Below are 14,703 nucleotides of genomic sequence, written 5' to 3'. Positions count from 1 at the left end.
TCCCGTCGTTTTTTCGCCTGTGCTGTCACGGGGCAGGCGTTCTACGCCCAAAAAAAGTCAATAAGCAGAGAGAGCACAGCAATGCCTATGCACCCGAAAGACATCACCACGGTGGTACTCGACGACGCCAAGCCCTCGATCGAGGCGTTTATCGCCGTTGCCCGCTATGGCGCCAAGGTGAGTTTCTCCGACGCCTACCGTGACCGCGTTACGCGATCGCGGCGATTGATCGAGCGCTTTCTCGATGAGAACCGCTTGGTCTATGGCGTGACCACCGGCTTTGGCGACAACGTCCGCCATGTGATTTCCCCGCAAGACGCGCAAACCCTGCAGGTCAACATTGTGCGCTCCCACGCCGTGTCGATTGGTGAGCCGCTCAACCGGGAACAGGTACGGGCGGTGCAGTTGATGATTCTGGTGAGCCTGGGCAAGGGCTATTCCGGTGTACGCATGGCCTTGCTCGAACAGATCGCCGGGTTGCTCAACAACGACGTGGTGCCCTTTGCACCGGGCGAAGGTTCGGTCGGCTACCTCGGCCCTGAAGGTCACCTGGCCCTGGTGCTGATTGGCGAGGGCAAGGCCAGTGTGGCCGGTGGCGACTGGGTGGACGGTGCCACCGCGTTGCGTCAGGTCGGCATGCAGCCGATTGCGCTGCAGTGCAAGGAAGGCCTGGCGATGCTCAACGGCACCACCTCGGTGACTGCCATCGCTACCCTGGCTCAGTACAACGCCAACCAGGCCTCCCAGGCGGCGGATGTTGCTGCGGCGATCTCGTTGCAGGCGCTCAAGGGCACCATTCGCGCCTTCGACGCCCGCTACCACACAGTCAAAGCCCACAGCACTCAGGCGCAGACCGCCCGTTACATCAAACAACTGCTGGCCGACAGTCAGTTGATCGAGGAGAACATCGACTACCGTCTGCAAGACACCTACAGCCTGCGCGCCATTCCCCAAGTGCACGGCGCGTCGAAGCAGTTCATTGCCTACGCCCAGGCCTGCATCGACAACGAGATCGCTTCCTCCGGCGACAACCCGGTGATCTACCCGACCAGCGAAGACGACGGCGTAGCGATCTCCGGGGCGAACTTCGATGGCTCTTACGTTGGTATGGCTGCCGACACCCTGTGCAACGCCATGACCAACCTGGCGAAGATTTCCGAGCGGCGTACCGACCGCATGGTCAACTCGCACTTCAGTGAAATGCCGGCGTTTCTGGTGCGCAACCCCGGCCTGAACAACGGCTACATGATCATCCAGTACACCGCTGCCGGGTTGTTGGGGGAAATGAAGGTGTTGTCGCAGCCTTCGACCATCGACAGCGTGTCGACCTGCGGCAACCAGGAAGACCCGGTGAGCTTTGCCTACAACGCTGCGATCAAGGCTTATCAGGTGTCGCGCAAGCTGGAATCGGTGCTGGCCATCGAAGTGCTGGTTGGTTGCCAGGCCCTGGACTTCCATGACCTGAGCAAGGCCTCCAGCGCCACCCGCGCGCTGTACGACCTGGTGCGTAGCCGGGTACCGGTGGCCAATGAAGACCGGGCGTTCTACCCCGACATTGTCGCGGTCACCGAGCAGTTGCGCTCTGGTGAACTGCTCGCCAGCGTGACGCGTGTGCTGGCCAATCAATAACCGCAGACCCTCCGTTCACTACAAAAGGAAAAGCAACATGGCTGTGTTTACCCACGTAACTGTCGGTACCAACGATCTGGACAAAGCCCGCGCCTTCTACGATCAAGTGCTGGGCCAGTTCGGCATGCAGCGCCTGGCCGACCTGGGCGACAACGGATCGATCTGGGGCATCGATGCCCCTTCGTTCTTCGTTCTCAAACCGGCCAATGGTCAGCCTGCAAGCGTTGGCAATGGCGTTACGGTGAGCTTTCAGGCGCCTAGCCGTTTAAGCATCGATACTGCCCACCACACCGCGCTGGCCATGGGCGGCAAAGACGAGGGCACGCCTGGTGAGCGCAACTGGAAGGAAAACGCTTACGCGGCGTATTTCCGGGATCTGGACGGCAATAAAATCGCAGCGTACTGCTTCACCTGACGGGTAGGAGCGGGCTTGCCCCGCGATTGCGATGCATCAGACTGATCGCCATCGCGGGGCAAGCCCGCTCCTACAGGTCGACGGTTTAGAAGTCGTACTTCAGGCCGAAGGTCGCGTTGCGCGGGGTGCCGTAGTAGCTGCTGCCGGCGGTGTTGGTGTAGTACTCCTTGTCGAACAGGTTGTTGACGTTGAGCGTAGCGCTCAACTGGCGGGTGATCGGGTAGCGCGCCATCAGGTCGACCACGGCGTAGTCTTCCTGAGTGAAGCGCACACGGCTCGGGCCCTGGTTGTTGCTGTAGATCTCGCTTTGCCAGTTCACCCCACCGCCCACCGTCAGGCCGTTGCCGACACTGCGCAGGGTGTAGGTGGTGAACAGCTTGAAGGTGTTCTGCGGCACGTTGGTGTTGAGCTTGTTGCCGTTGGCGTCTTGTACGATGTTACGGCTGAAGCTGGCGCTGGCTTGCCAGTCCGTGGCCAGTTCACCGGACAGTTCCAGTTCGAAACCGCGGGTCTTGGTGCCGGACTCGGCGCGGTAGGCGAAGCCACCGCCAGGTACCGGGACGTTCGGCTGGATCAGCACGGCCAGGTTGTCCTGCTTGATCTCATACAGCGCCAGGCCGAAGTTCAGGCGGTCGTCGAAAAACGACGCCTTGCTGCCCACCTCATAACCATCGCCTTCGAGCGGGTCGATGTACTGGCCGTTGATGTCCTTGTTGCTCTGCGGCTTGAAGATACTGGTGTAGCTGGCATACACCGACCAGTGCTGGTCGAGGTCGTAGACCACGCCGGCAAACGGGGTGACCACACCGGTTTCTTTACGGCGCACGTCGGTGTCGGGGGTGTCGTCGTAGTAATCGGTCTTGACCGTGTTTTTCCAGTCGTTGACGCGGGCACCGAGAATCAGCGACAGATCGTCGGTCAGGCGCAGGCGCGTGCTGCCATAGGTGGCGGTCTGGTCTTCCTGATAGTCGATGCGGCTGGTAGCCGGCAGTGGTGGTTTGCCGGGGACATCGCCGTTCCAGGTGTAGATGTTGGGGATGGCATTGCTCCAGCCATCGAACCACCACAGTGGATAGCCGTTGGTGCGGAACTCGGTGTGCTGACGGGTGTAGCCGATCACCGCGTCGTGTTCCAGGCCCCACAGATCAAAGCTACCGGCGATGTTGAAGTCAGCGCTGGTTTGCACCGGCTTAGCTTCCCAGCGTCCGGCCCACAGGTTGACCCCGGCACCGGTTGCCGGATCGGGGTTGCCGCCGGCGGCATAGCCCAGCACTTCGTCGTACTCGTAACGGTCGCGGTTCAGCGTCAGCTTGGCTTTCCAGCGTTCGTTGAGGTTGTGCTCAAGGGTGGCGAAACCGGTGGTGAAGTGGCGATTGGAGTAGGCCCAACTGGCGGCTGCCGAATCGGAGCGCGACCAGTCGGTCCGCGAGCCGTCCTTGTTGAACAGCGGCAGGCCGCTGCGGGCGTGGTCGTCGGCATCGTGGGACTGCGAGTCCATGCCGAAGGTGAACAGCGTATCGGGGCCCAGGTCGGCTTCGATGATGCCGTAGAAGATCTTCTTGCGCTCGTTGAAACGGTCGATGTACGACTCGTTATCCTGATAGGCGCCGACCACCCGGCCGCGCAGGGTGCCGCTGTCGTTCAACGGGCCGCTGGCGTCCACTTCGGTGCGCTGATAGTTCCATGAGCCGACTGAACTCGAAATACTGCTCTGGAAGTCGGCAGTCGGCCGCTTGCGGATCAAGTTCACGGTGGCGCCGGGGGTACCCACACCGTTGGTCAGGCCGGTGGCACCGCGGATAATCTCGACGCGGTCGTACAGGGCCATGTCGTTGCTCTGCGCCACGGACTTGTAGTTGCTGTCCAGGCGTTGCAGGCCATCGACCTGATAGTTCTCCACGGCAAAGCCGCGCGAGAAGATCTGGCTGGAGTCGGAGCCGGCGTTACCGCCCTGGTTGACGCTCAGGCCCGGGGCCTGTTTGACCACATCCAGCAACTGGGTGAGGTTCTGGTCTTCCATGCGCTGCTGGGTCATCACGCTGACCGACTGCGGGGTTTCACGGATCGTCAGCGGCAGCTTGGTAGCGGTGGCGGTCGAGCCGGTGGTGTAGGAGCCAGTGCCCTCGGTGGTAGCGCCCAGGCCGACGCCGTTGATGCTGGTGGCACCGAGCTCCAGGGCGTCCCCGCTCGGTTGGCTGACAATCAGCGTGGTACCGCTTTGCTGGTAGCTCAGGCCGCTGCCGGCGAGCAGGCGCGACAGCGCGTCGTGCGGTTCCAGCTGGCCGCTGAGCGCGGGCGCCTGGCGGCCTTGCACCAGGTTACTGTCGACCGCGATGGTCAGCCCGGCGGCGTCGCCGAGTTGGCGCAGCGACGTGGCCAGCGGCTGGGCCGGCAGGTCGAGGTCGATCGGTGCGGCCACAGCTTGCGCGGCCAGGATCAGGGCCACTGCGGCCGACAGGGCACGCAGGGTCGGTTGCATCGTCATGCAGAACATCCTTCTTGTGTTTAATTGCTCTAGCACTAACGCGCGAAGGGCGATCTACCCTGATGTTGTGATTGCGAATTATTTGCGATGCCGACGAACGGTAGGAGCGGGCTTGCCCCGCGATTGCGGTTTTTCAGTCGCATCGCATCGCGGGGCAAGCCCGCTCCCACAGCAAGCCCGCTCCTACAGCACACAGCAAGCTTGTTAGCGGGGCTGCAGGACGGTGGTGCCAGCGACGTCGCGCAGGCGCACCGGCACCACCTGCGGCAGTGACTGCAGGAAACTATCGACATCAGCGAGCTGTACCACAGCGCTGACGCGTGGGCTCTTGCCAACACCGGCTTGCACCGGTTGCTGGCGGTAGCGCGACAGGCTGGCGGCGACCTCTGCCAGGTCGGCCTGGTCGAACACCAGGCTGCCGTGCTGGAACGAGAAGGCATCGCTGGCGGCGCGCTGAAGGCGTTGCAGGCGCCCATCGGCGCTCACTTCGGCCACTTCACCGGCTTCCAGCACCAGGCTTTCACCGGGTCGCGAGAGGCTGTCGACCTGGACCTTGCCATGATCGACGCTAACTCGCAGGCGGTCCGGCAGGCGGTTGACCACAAAACGCGTACCCAGCACCCGCACCCGGGCCAAGCCGCTGTCGATGATGAAGGGCCGCTGCGGCTGGCGCGCGACAGCGAAGATCGCCTCGCCGCGTAACAGTTCGACCAGGCGCTGCTGCGGGGTGTAGTGCAGGTGCAAATGGGTGTCAGCATCGAGGGTGAGTTCGGTGCCGTCCCGCAGGTGCTGCACGTGCCGTTCGCCGATGGCGGTTTGCAGGTTCAGGTCCAGCGGGCCATAGCGGTGGCTGTGCCAGCCGAACGCGCTGCCCAGCGTCAGCACCACGGCCAGCACACCGCCCTGTAACAACCGACGGCGCTGACGCTGGTGCTGGTGGCTGTGTTCCATGGCCTGGGCCAAGGCTTGGGTGCGCGAGGTGGAACTGAAGTCGCCCCACAGTTCCTGCAGCGCCTGGTATTCGGCGGCATGGCGCGGGTCGGCGGCCAGCCAGGCGTCGAAATGGGCACGTTCAGGGTGGTCGTCGGCGTCGTTGTGCAGGCGCGCAAACCACAGTGCGGCCTGTTCGCGTGGATTGTTCATGGGCGCAGCAGGTCGCGAGCGTTGCGCAACGTCACCAAGGCCCGGGCCATGTGGCGCTCGACCATGTTCAGGCTGATATCCAATTGCTGGGCGATGTCTTTCTGCGCGTAACCCTCGATGCGCGCCAACCAGAACACCTCGCGACAGCGCGCGGGCAGGCAATCGAGAATGCGCTGCAGGGCGATCAGCCGCTGTTGGATGTCCAGCAGGTGCTCGGCAGACGGGGTGACATGTAGGTCACCGTCTTGCTCATGTTCCTCGGGCAGTGGCTGCAAACGGGCATTACGGCGGAAATGGTCGATCAACACCGATTGCGCCACCTGGCGCAGGTAGGCGTTGGGCTGGGTCAGCGGCTGGGGGTGGGTTGCCAATGCAAAGCGCAGCAGTGCGTCGTGCAGCACGTCATAGGCGCGCTGTACACAACGGGTCTGGCGGCTGAGGCTGAGCAGCAAGTCGTTATAGGCCCAACGCAGGTCGATGTCCTGCCACGACGGGCTTTGCGAGACTGGCGCAGAGGGGAGGGCAATCGGCACGATCAGGCTGCTCTGTGAAACGACCGGCTTGGTCGCGTCGGGCAGCATAAATAGTTGTCAACACTATGTAAATAAGAAGTATTGCTATTTGCGTCACTGTTCGCAAATTGTCCCCTTGTAGGAGCGGGCTTGCCCCGCGATAGCGGTCTTGCAGCCAGATCGCATCGCGGGGCAAGCCCGCTCCTACAGACTCAGTACGTGGCGCGTACGGTGAGGGTGAAGTTGCGTGGGTCGCCGTAGAAGTTGCCGTTGGCCGAGGTGCCGACGGTCTGGTAGTACTTCTTGTCGAACAGGTTGTTGGCGTTGACGATCGCCGACCAGTGCTGGTCGATCTGGTACTCCACACTGGAGCTCCAGATGGTGTAACCGGCCTGAACAAATTTGAACGCTTCTGGATCACCGTCGTACTTGCCGGTGGCCGGGTTGTAAGGGGTCACCGTACCACTCCGGCCATTGTTGCTCTGGGCGGTGGCGCCCAGGCCAAGCTTCCATTTGTCCAGGTCGCCCGGCAGGCGGTAGGTGCCCCACAGTTTGAACAGGTGCTTGGGCGTGACGGCGGCGTAGATCGCCCGCGTGCTGTCGTTGGCTTTGTCGACCGTGTGGTTGTAGGTGTAGCCGGCAAACAGTTCCAGGCCCGTCAGTACTTCACCGCTGATTTCGGCATCGAAGCCTTCGCTGACCACTTCGCCTTGGTTCAGGTAGCAGCAGTTGGTCGCCCCGTAGGTTGGCGGGTAGCGCAGGTCTTCGATAGCGGCGCCTTCCTGTTCGATGCGGTAAACAGCGAAGGTGGTGTTGATCCGGTCGTCGTTCAGCAAGCCTTTGAGGCCGATCTCGTAGCTTTTCGAGGTGGCGGCGTCCAAGGTCTTGCCACCTGCGCCGACCTGTAGAAACTGCGGTTTATAGGTTTCGGCGTAGCTGACGTAGGTGGTCCACTGCGGCGTCAGGTCGAAGGTCAGGCCGGCATACGGCGTGGTCACCCCCTGTTCCTTGAGGCTGCGGTGATAGGGCGCAGGGTCGTCCAGCACGTTGCCGAAATCGTCGAAGAACACTTCCGTGTCGCGGTACTTGTACGTGGACACACGCGCGCCGAGGATCAGCTTGGTCCTGTCGGTCAGCGACAGGCGGGTCATGCCGTAGTAGCCGTACTTCTCGACGGTGTTGTCGTGGGTCTTGTTCGGCGTACTGCCGGGGTCGACGGGTTGTGTCGGGTTGAAGACGTCGACGTCGTTGAAGTTAAGCAGGCCCCAGCGCTGCACGGTGTAGCCGTCGGAATGGGCGTAGTCGCCGCCCAGCAGCACGTCATGCTGCAAGCCGAACAGGTCAAAGCCACCTTTGACGTAGCTGTTGATGCTCTTGCGCTCAAGGCCGGTCTTGGCGGGGTAGTTCATCCATTTCAGCCCTTTGCCGGTGAGCGGGTCGATGGCACCGTTGGCGAACAGTGAGTTGCCGTCGCGGTCCATGTCCATCCAGGTCAGGTCGGTGGTCCACACCCAGCCTTCAGCGAGGGTGTGGTCGAGCTTCAGGTAGGCCTGTTTGGTTTTTTCATGCACCGAGGCCCAGTCGGCCAGGTACGCGGTGTGGCGCGACAGGCCGATGTCGCTGCCGTCCTTGTAGCGTGGCAGGCCGCCGAAGTTGGGTATCCCTTCGCTTTCCTGATAACTGCCGCCGACGGTCAGCAGGGTGTCTGGGCTCAGGTCGAACTCCAGCGAGCCGTAGTACAGGTGCTTCTCCATGTTGGCGGTGTCGTAGTAGAACTGATTGTTCTGATACGCCGCGCCTGCCCGACCGCGAATGTTGCCGGCTTCGTTCAGTGGGCCGGTGACGTCGAGCTCGCTGCGATAGGTGTCCCAACTGCCGGCCGAGGTCGAGAACTTCACTTGGTTGTGATCCAGCGCGCGTTTGCGCACCAGGTTGATGGTGCCGCCGGGGTTGCCGCTGCCGGAGTACAGGCCATCGACGCCGCGCAGGAACTCGACGTGGTCGTACTGGGCCAGGTCCAGCTGGCTGATCGAGCCGTAGCCGGAGATCGTGGTGTCCATCGGTGCGCCGCCATCGAGCTGGATGTTCGACACTTCAAAACCACGGGAAAAAAAGTTCGAGTCATTGCCCAATGACGAGCCGGTGGCGCCGTTTCTCTGCAGGGTAACGCCGGTGGTTTTGTCCAGAGCATCGGTCAGGGTGGTGAGGTTCTGATCTTCGATGCGCTGGCGGGTGACGACAGATACCGCATGAGGCACTTCCTTGAGCGATTGCGCCACCTTACTGCCGACGGTTGTGGCGCCGATGGCGTAGGAGTGGCTGTTCTCGGTGATGCTGCTCAGCGGAGGGCGGCCGATGACACTGGAGGCATCCAGCTCCAGCGCACCTTTAACCGGTTCGCTGGGCAGGGTAATCAGGTACTGGCCATCGGTGGTCTGGCTAAGGCTCAGCTTGCTGCCGGCGATCAACTGGCGCAGCGCCTGTTCGACGCTCAGTTGCTGGTGCAGTGCCGGTGCCTGAACGGCCTGGGCCGCGTCGGTGTTGAACAGAATGAGGCTGCCGGTCTGGCGTGCGAGGGCGTTGATCGAGCGATCCAGTGATTGCGCCGGCAGGTCAATGCGGTAGTGCAACTGTTCGGCCTGCAACGGGCCAGCAACGAGTAAACCGAGGGCTGCCAGCACCTTCGCCTGGCGTCGCGAATGGACAAAGAACGTCATGTAATCCCTATCGGAAACGGTTGAGAATAAGTTTCATTGGGATTGGCGTTTGTGTTGTGACGAATATTGATGTGCCGCTGAAAAAAAATTCAGCGGCGCACCTTCACCTCGACGCTGCCGTTTTTTTCGCGCTGAACATCAACCGGGGCCAGCCGCGGCAGGGCGTCGATCAGCTGTTCGACATTGTCGGTCGGGAACTCGCCGCTCAGTCGAGGTAGCGGGGGAGTCGGGTTGTTCAGATGAATTGGTGCGTCGCGGTGGCGTTGCAACTGCGCGATGACGGCGTCCAGCGGTGTGCCGTCGAAGTGGAACATGCCATACAGCCAGGCACGCAGTTCGTCAGGATTGCTCGCTTCGACCGGCCCCAGTGCCTGGCGACTGGCGAGCAGTTGCTGGTTGGCCGTCAGTTGCTGGCGGGCCTGGCCATTGTCGACTTCCACGGCGCCTTCGATCACCGCCACCCGCACGCCGCGCAGGTCGCTGCGTACATCGAACACCGTACCAATGTCGCGCACCGCCACGCCCTGGCTGCGAACGATGAAGGGTGTGGGCAGGTGGGCAACGCTGAACAGGCCTTCGCCCGCAAGCAGTTCGAACTGTCGGCTACGCAGGCGGTACTCGATGCGCAGCACACTGCCAGCGTCCAACTCGATCACGCTGCCATCGTCCAGGCGCAACACGTCGTGGTCGCTGCTGGCGACCTCAACCTGGCGGTAGCCCAGCATCGGGTCGGCCAGCCAGATCCAGCCCGCCAACGCCAGCAACAAGGCGGTGCCGGCCGTCTTGCGCCGGCGATTGGCCCGCTGCGCCTTGGCTTCGGCCAGCAGCGCTTCACGGCTGGGCACCAGCGTGCGCAAGGCTTCGGCGTAGGGCTCCAAGGCATCGGGCACAGCGGGTGGGGGACGGCGTTGCATCAGTCAGGCCTCAGGCTGCCAGCGTTTGGCGAGAGTGCGCATGGCCCGCATGAAATGCTGGGCAACCATGTTCAGCGAAATCTCCAGCGCGTCGGCGATCTCCTGCTGTGGCATGCCGTGGATACGATGGAGCAGGAACACCTGACGTTGGCGATCCGGCAACGACTCGATAACCGCCAGCAGTGCGCGCAGGCGCTGTTCGAACTCCAGTGCCATCGCGCCATCGAGGTCGTCGCGATGCTGCTCGACCACCGCTATCTGGCTTTGCACGTACAACGAACGGGTACTTTCGGCGCGGCGTCGGTCGATCGCCCGGTTGAGCGTCGCGCGGCGCAGGAAAGCGATGGGGACATTGATGGCTTTGAGCGGCGGCTTTTCAAGAATCTGCACGCAGACGTCATGCACCACGTCACGGGCGAAATGCTGGTTGGAGAATCGCCGGCGGATGTGCTCGACCAGATCGTCATAGTGCAAGGCCAACGCCTGCAGGAGATCTTTATCTGTCGAAGCCATGATGGCGCCCAATTGATAGTGAATCTCATTTATAACACGATGTTTCTAGGCTGGGCAAATTGACATCCCACGGGCACCGCAGTTGAACGCGATGATGGCACTTTGTACATCTCTGTTTAGAAGTGTTTAGATGTGCGCCGATCTATGCCACCGCTGTTTTGAAAACGGACCTTTCCCCGATGCAAACGCTCCGCCGCCACACCCTCGCACCACTGAGCCTGATGCTTGCTGCCTTCTCTGTTCCTGCCGTTGCCGACTTCAGTTTTGGTCGCAGCGACGAGGCAATGCTGGGGCTCGGCAAGGCCTATGGTTACCTACTCGCTCAAGACTACACGCTCAAACTCATCCCCACGCGATACCCCGAGTTACAGGCATCGGCCAAAAGCGCCGAGCTTAATTTCGCCTCGGTGTTTGGCAATTCGATCAAGGACAAACTGGGTGCAGAAATAAGTGCAGCGATCGGCGAGGACACCTTCCGCCCAATGGTTTCGCGCATGGAGGCAGCCCTTGCCGAGAAGATCGACGTGCCAGCCTTAACACATCGCAATGCCGTCAAGTTCATCGCCGAAGTGAACAACGCAGAGAAAGGCAAGGTGGATGCCAGCGTGTTTCCGTACCTGGCGGCTGTCCGCTACAAAGATCAGCCCGCCAGTGAGTTCACGGACAAACTGCTTCAGCGCTTCGACACACAGGGGCAGCCAAATTCGCTGGGGGTGAACCTGATGATGGATCTACCGATTTCATGGGTCGCGGAAAAAGCGCACACAAAGAGTGTTCAGCGCTGGCACAGCATGGCCGGCTACGGCCGACAGGTCATTACCCTCGATGTCGTCAACACGGGGGCCAGGATTTCAACCCAGGACATCAAAGACCAGCTTGCAGGCGGCAGAATCAGAACGCTGACCCCGCCTGACAGTACATTCATCAACGGTGGCGCACAGACGGTTGCATCACTGCCAGGCTACTGGCTGGACTACAACACCGAAGTAGAACAGGACGGTTTCAAGGCGTATCAGGCAGTGCGCCTCAACGTGTTTTTCAAGGCTGACAAAGCCGTATTGGTCAGTTGCGGGACGACGAGTAGCCAGGCCAAAAAAGCACAGGCGGATAAAGATTTCACCAAGCTCCAGGCGCTGTGTCCGTTGGTGGTGAACAGCATCGTCCTGCACTGAGCACGCTCTCACTCGGTGGGCGCAGATAACTGAAGGCCAGCTGCCGACGGCAATCATCTGTCCGGCTGCGCAACGTTTTCGGGGGCGATGCTTTCAAGGCATAAAAGTCATGCGGTGTGCGGTAGGTAGCATCGTCGATAGCTCCAAGCCTTCGCATAGACGCTGTAGGAGCGGGCTTGCCCCGCGATGGCGGCTTGACAGACACATTGCATCGCGGGGCAAGCCCGCTCCTACAGGGTGCCACTTCATACCATGGATCTGATAGGGTCCCGGGGATCAATGCCTTACCGGAACCCTGCCATGGATGAGCTTCGCCGTATCGACCTGAACCTGCTGCTGACGTTGCATGCGCTGTTGACCGAGCGCCATGTGACCCGAGCCGCGGTGCGCTTGCACAAGAGCCAGCCTGCGGTGAGCCATGCACTGGCGCAACTGCGTGTCCATTTCAACGATCAGTTGTTGATCCGGCGCGATGGCTACATGGCGCTGACGGCCAAGTCCCAGGCCTTGCTAAAACCCCTGGAAGCAGCACTGTTAGGTTTGAACAGCCTGCTGGGGGAAGCAGACTTCGACCCGGCAACCGCGCGCGCCCGAATGCGCTTGTCGCTGTCCGATTACTCCGCCAGAACCGTGCTACCCGCAGTGGTGCGCCGGGTGAGAAGCGAAGCCCCTGGTATCGAGCTGGCGATCAGCCAGGCGAGCCGCGAGGCAATGCACGCGCAGTTGGTCGACGGTGAGCTTGATCTCGCGCTGGGCATCTTTCCAGAACTGCCCGAGGAAATCCTGGCTGAGGAGCTGTTTCCCGACCAGTTCGTGAGCGTGGCCGATGCCGCTGCATTACCCGCGCAGGGGCGGCTAACGCTGGAGGAGTGGTTGCACAGGCCGCATGTGATGCTGGCCCTGCGACCAGACGCCAATGATGAAATCGAACGGGCGCTCAGTGCCAAAGGCTTGACCCGCAACATTGCCCTGGCACTCCCGCATTGGAGCGCCGCCGCCGAGTTGATCGAGGGAACGGATCTGATCCTGACCATCGCCAGCAAAGCCCTGATCGGGATCGAGCGGTTCCCCGATCTGCGTTGCTTTGAGCCACCCCTTGCCTTGCCCAAGCTTGCCTATCGGCAAGCCTGGCATAACAGAAAGGATGCCGATCCGGCGTTGCGATGGCTGCGAAACTGCTTCGTTGAAGCCGGACAACCCTTTCACACCGAAACGGGTGGCCCTTTGAGCTCCACCTGATTGCCGTCCGGATCGAAGCAATACAGGGAAGGGCCATCGCCTTCGGCACCGTAGCGGGTCACCGCTTTTTCTGCCTTGATGCCGACCGAATGCAAGAACGCCAGAATCTCGGTTTCGTCGAACGGCGCGATGCGCAGGCAGAAGTGATCGACATTACGGTGTTGTGGATCTGCCGGACCGCCTGCCTGACGGCCCATTGGGCCTTGAACATCGACCAGGTCGATCATTGAGGTCCCGGCGGCGAGGTGAATCATGCCAAGGTCATCGCGATGTTTGGTGATTTGGCATCCCAGCGTCTGGGTGTAAAACGCCAGACTGCGCTGCATGTCCTGGACCCTGAGCACTACATGGTCCAAGTGCTTGACTTCAAAAGGCCTCGAATCGTTCGTATTTGCCTCGGCTTTCATCTACGTTTCCTCTTGATTCAATGACAAGGTTCGCTGCGTAGTAGAAGCATCGCCTGTCAGCAGTATGTAAGGAAAATCGTTTATTCGTACGAGCCATATGCGGCTGATGAATGATGCGCCTCGCGCCAGTTCGCAGGGCAAGCCAGCTCTACCGATCAGGTGCAAAACAGTTCGGTCTTCACGCGTGAATCTAAACTTGCAGGTAGACCCGGATTTCCCGGCTGCCTGGCGAGGAGGGAAGACGATGAGCGCATTGCGAGTGGGTACGTTGGTATTGGCGGCATGGCTGACCCTGACGACGGCTTCGGGTATTGCCCGCGCCGAAGGGGTCGCCTTGATCACCGGCGAGCAATGGATGCAGTCGTCGGAGCAGCTCAAAAAGGTCTATCTGATCGGCGTCGCCAATGCCTTTGAAGTGGAGGCCGCCTACCATGCGGCGAAGCCGCCGTCCGATGAGCACAGCCTGATTCCGCGTTTTGGCAGGGGGTTGAAGGGGCAGACGCTCGATACCGTACGCGAAGGCCTCAACCAGTGGTACGCCGCCCACCCCGACCAGGTGAAACGGCCCGTCATCGAGACCATCTGGTTCGAGATGGTCTTGCCAGGTTTGAAGCAGAACCCGTAGCGGAGGTGAACATGAACAAGTCCCTGTGGTTTGCCGCAGCCCTCACGGCAGTGAGTGTGCTCGGCTGCACGTCGATGTCCGCTCAGCAGCAAGGGACGCTCAGTGGTGCCGCTATCGGTGCTGCGGCCGGTGCAGGCATTGCCGCGATTTCCGGTGGCAGCGGCTGGACGGGCGCCGCGATTGGCGGCATCGCTGGCGGGGTTGCTGGCAACATCCGAGGCCGCAAACAGTAGGAGCGGGCTTGCCCCGCGATTGCACTGCAACAGGCCGAGCGCTATCGCGGGGCAAGCCCTACCGGGCGCAGTCCGTCTCAGAGTTGAGAGGCTTCCTTGTCTCTTTGCTGGTTCTTAGCCTTTCGCTGGCCATCGGCAATTGCCTTGTCGAACGTCTTGGTCAGGTAAGTCATGTTCATTTGAAATGACATGTGCGGCGCCTCAAGGATGATCTTCGCGTTGCCGTCGCTGTAGGTCGCACTTTTGTTACCGACAAATGGGATCTGCTTGTCGACCAGTTTGTACTTCTTGGCCAGTGCTTGGTTGAGGTAGTCGAATTTCTCTTTGGGAAACTGGGCATTCACCCCAGCCAGCGAACCCTGGGCATCAAACACCACAAGCACCTTCTGCAAACCCTCAAAGTCGATGCTGCCCGGCGCTACCTCATACATGTGCCCTTGATTAAAGGCGTTAGTTCCAACCTGACTGGCCGAATACTGCTTGAGGAATTGCGCCTCAGTCGTCTTGCCGATCGTCAGCCCGAACACGCTAGGCTCCGCTTGGACAGCGGTAGCCGTCAGGGTAAGAGCCAAAGCCAGAGTGAAACGCATTGCTGGACCTCCATGTACGATTGATTACGAGATGAAGTCATATTGCCACCATCTGGGTGTCAGACACCATCGCGCCGGCAGTCGGCGCAAGTTTGCCAGTGTCGACAAA

Annotated in this window: 14 protein-coding genes; 6 read left to right on the top strand and 8 right to left on the bottom strand. The window is 61.1% G+C overall.

What is annotated here, in order from left to right; translation table 11 throughout:
* Positions 1–81: 81 nt before the first annotated feature.
* Complete coding sequence (hutH, locus tag E1573_RS14665) at positions 82–1,629, top strand: histidine ammonia-lyase (RefSeq protein WP_133214860.1); 1,548 nt, start codon at positions 82–84, stop codon at positions 1,627–1,629.
* A gap of 37 nt (positions 1,630–1,666) precedes the next feature.
* Entirely contained in the window at positions 1,667–2,044 is a 378-nt protein-coding gene (locus E1573_RS14660) for a VOC family protein (protein ID WP_133214858.1), read from the top strand.
* Between the two features lie 85 nt (positions 2,045–2,129).
* On the opposite strand, the gene E1573_RS14655 is transcribed toward E1573_RS14660, so the two are convergent.
* From E1573_RS14655 to E1573_RS14630, 6 genes are all read right to left on the bottom strand, one after another.
* Entirely contained in the window at positions 2,130–4,529 is a 2,400-nt protein-coding gene (locus tag E1573_RS14655) for a TonB-dependent siderophore receptor (protein WP_256659539.1), read from the bottom strand.
* Positions 4,530–4,733: 204 nt separating this feature from the next.
* Positions 4,734–5,672, bottom strand: coding sequence for a FecR domain-containing protein (locus tag E1573_RS14650; RefSeq protein ID WP_133214854.1), 939 nt, complete (start codon positions 5,670–5,672; stop codon positions 4,734–4,736).
* On the bottom strand, positions 5,669–6,253 hold the full coding sequence (locus E1573_RS14645; protein ID WP_133214852.1) for an RNA polymerase sigma factor: 585 nt from the start codon (positions 6,251–6,253) through the stop codon (positions 5,669–5,671). The genes E1573_RS14650 and E1573_RS14645 overlap by 4 nt, the downstream gene beginning before the upstream one ends.
* 143 nt (positions 6,254–6,396) lie before the next feature.
* Entirely contained in the window at positions 6,397–8,901 is a 2,505-nt protein-coding gene (locus E1573_RS14640; protein WP_133214850.1) for a TonB-dependent receptor, read from the bottom strand.
* 89 nt (positions 8,902–8,990) lie between these two features.
* Positions 8,991–9,815, bottom strand: coding sequence for a FecR family protein (locus E1573_RS14635; protein ID WP_177494584.1), 825 nt, complete (start codon positions 9,813–9,815; stop codon positions 8,991–8,993).
* A gap of 3 nt (positions 9,816–9,818) precedes the next feature.
* Positions 9,819–10,328: an RNA polymerase sigma factor gene (locus E1573_RS14630; RefSeq protein WP_177494583.1), complete on the bottom strand. Its 510-nt coding sequence runs from the start codon at positions 10,326–10,328 to the stop codon at positions 9,819–9,821.
* A 179-nt stretch (positions 10,329–10,507) separates the two neighbouring features.
* On the opposite strand from E1573_RS14630, the gene E1573_RS14625 reads away from it, so the two are divergent.
* Together E1573_RS14625 and E1573_RS14620 are read left to right on the top strand one after the other, a co-directional pair.
* Positions 10,508–11,500, top strand: a complete 993-nt coding sequence (locus E1573_RS14625; RefSeq protein WP_133214848.1) for a hypothetical protein — start codon at positions 10,508–10,510, stop codon at positions 11,498–11,500.
* A gap of 300 nt (positions 11,501–11,800) precedes the next feature.
* Positions 11,801–12,739, top strand: coding sequence for a LysR family transcriptional regulator (locus E1573_RS14620; RefSeq protein ID WP_133214846.1), 939 nt, complete (start codon positions 11,801–11,803; stop codon positions 12,737–12,739).
* Here E1573_RS14620 and E1573_RS14615 read toward each other — a convergent pair.
* A complete protein-coding gene (locus E1573_RS14615; RefSeq protein ID WP_256659538.1) occupies positions 12,703–13,065 on the bottom strand; it encodes a VOC family protein in 363 nt (120 codons plus the stop codon). The two genes, E1573_RS14620 and E1573_RS14615, sit on opposite strands and share 37 nt — an antisense overlap.
* Positions 13,066–13,390: 325 nt before the next feature.
* On the opposite strand from E1573_RS14615, the gene E1573_RS14610 reads away from it, so the two are divergent.
* Positions 13,391–13,771, top strand: coding sequence for a hypothetical protein (locus E1573_RS14610; protein ID WP_133214842.1), 381 nt, complete (start codon positions 13,391–13,393; stop codon positions 13,769–13,771).
* Positions 13,772–13,782: 11 nt separating this feature from the next.
* Entirely contained in the window at positions 13,783–14,004 is a 222-nt protein-coding gene (locus E1573_RS14605; protein ID WP_133214840.1) for a YMGG-like glycine zipper-containing protein, read from the top strand.
* 77 nt (positions 14,005–14,081) lie between these two features.
* Here the strand turns inward: E1573_RS14605 and E1573_RS14600 are convergent, their stop codons facing one another.
* Positions 14,082–14,594, bottom strand: a complete 513-nt coding sequence (locus E1573_RS14600; protein ID WP_133214838.1) for a hypothetical protein — start codon at positions 14,592–14,594, stop codon at positions 14,082–14,084.
* Positions 14,595–14,703 lie beyond the last annotated feature (109 nt).

The organism is Pseudomonas sp. H9 (assembly GCF_004353925.1).
GTDB lineage: Bacteria > Pseudomonadota > Gammaproteobacteria > Pseudomonadales > Pseudomonadaceae > Aquipseudomonas.
This window is presented reverse-complemented; position numbering and strand designations above follow the sequence as displayed.

Bases quoted from the DNA above. Each gene is read 5' to 3' on its own strand.
- hutH (WP_133214860.1), top strand. From the start codon at position 82: ATGCCTATGCACCCGAAAGACATCACCACGGTGGTACTCGACGACGCC.
- E1573_RS14660 (WP_133214858.1), top strand. From the start codon at position 1,667: ATGGCTGTGTTTACCCACGTAACTGTCGGTACCAACGATCTGGACAAA.
- E1573_RS14655 (WP_256659539.1), bottom strand. From the start codon at position 4,529: ATGACGATGCAACCGACCCTGCGTGCCCTGTCGGCCGCAGTGGCCCTG.
- E1573_RS14650 (WP_133214854.1), bottom strand. From the start codon at position 5,672: ATGAACAATCCACGCGAACAGGCCGCACTGTGGTTTGCGCGCCTGCAC.
- E1573_RS14645 (WP_133214852.1), bottom strand. From the start codon at position 6,253: ATGCTGCCCGACGCGACCAAGCCGGTCGTTTCACAGAGCAGCCTGATC.
- E1573_RS14640 (WP_133214850.1), bottom strand. From the start codon at position 8,901: ATGACGTTCTTTGTCCATTCGCGACGCCAGGCGAAGGTGCTGGCAGCC.
- E1573_RS14635 (WP_177494584.1), bottom strand. From the start codon at position 9,815: ATGCAACGCCGTCCCCCACCCGCTGTGCCCGATGCCTTGGAGCCCTAC.
- E1573_RS14630 (WP_177494583.1), bottom strand. From the start codon at position 10,328: ATGGCTTCGACAGATAAAGATCTCCTGCAGGCGTTGGCCTTGCACTAT.
- E1573_RS14625 (WP_133214848.1), top strand. From the start codon at position 10,508: ATGCAAACGCTCCGCCGCCACACCCTCGCACCACTGAGCCTGATGCTT.
- E1573_RS14620 (WP_133214846.1), top strand. From the start codon at position 11,801: ATGGATGAGCTTCGCCGTATCGACCTGAACCTGCTGCTGACGTTGCAT.
- E1573_RS14615 (WP_256659538.1), bottom strand. From the start codon at position 13,065: ATGCAGCGCAGTCTGGCGTTTTACACCCAGACGCTGGGATGCCAAATC.
- E1573_RS14610 (WP_133214842.1), top strand. From the start codon at position 13,391: ATGAGCGCATTGCGAGTGGGTACGTTGGTATTGGCGGCATGGCTGACC.
- E1573_RS14605 (WP_133214840.1), top strand. From the start codon at position 13,783: ATGAACAAGTCCCTGTGGTTTGCCGCAGCCCTCACGGCAGTGAGTGTG.
- E1573_RS14600 (WP_133214838.1), bottom strand. From the start codon at position 14,594: ATGCGTTTCACTCTGGCTTTGGCTCTTACCCTGACGGCTACCGCTGTC.